We start from the raw sequence: 507 nt of genomic DNA, 5'->3' as shown, positions 1-507 counted from the left end.
CCCCCCCTCTCCGCGTCGACGCGGCCCTGCGGCTTAGGCTGCTCACCCTCCTCCCTCCTTATGGCCCCCCCGCCGGGAACCCCCCCCAACCAGCGGGGTTTAAACTCATCCACCGTGGGGTTAAACCCCCCCACGGCATCATCGGGGGTTGACCTCGTTTTGCCCCCCCTTCCCCCCCCGTGCATATCCCGCACCTTCAAGGGATTTTTACCCCCCCACCGTGGGGCCCTTCCCCCCCAGCCAGAGCCCGGTAGCCCTACACGGGACTAAACGCCCCCCTATCGGACACCCGGGATGACTGGTACTCAACCCCCCCACCGTGGGGCCTCACCACCCACCTGGCAGGAAGTTAAGGAGGAAAAACAAGCCAAGAAGGAGAAAATAAGCCAGGATGTAGGTGCCCCCCCACGTGGGGATCAACCCCCCCACGGTGGGGCCAAAACCCCCCCTCGGGTACGGGATATGCACGGGAGGCGCTTTTCTCTCCACCCCCCCACAGCCTTAAAT

Annotated in this window: 2 protein-coding genes; both read right to left on the bottom strand. The window is 64.9% G+C overall.

The features are described 5' to 3' along the window. Positions 1-200: hypothetical protein (locus JCM11216_RS14220; RefSeq protein WP_243676491.1), on the bottom strand; the 200-nt coding region annotated here is incomplete at its 3' end. A 127-nt stretch (positions 201-327) separates the two neighbouring features. After that, a complete protein-coding gene (locus JCM11216_RS20340) occupies positions 328-489 on the bottom strand; it encodes a hypothetical protein (RefSeq protein ID WP_243676490.1) in 162 nt (53 codons plus the stop codon). Positions 490-507: the final 18 nt, after the last annotated feature.

The sequence above is a fragment of the Vulcanisaeta distributa JCM 11216 genome (assembly GCF_001315985.1).
In the GTDB taxonomy this organism is placed as follows: domain Archaea; phylum Thermoproteota; class Thermoprotei; order Thermoproteales; family Thermocladiaceae; genus Vulcanisaeta; species Vulcanisaeta distributa_E.
Note: the sequence above shows the minus strand (reverse complement) of the source record. Positions and strands in the feature narration are given on the sequence as shown.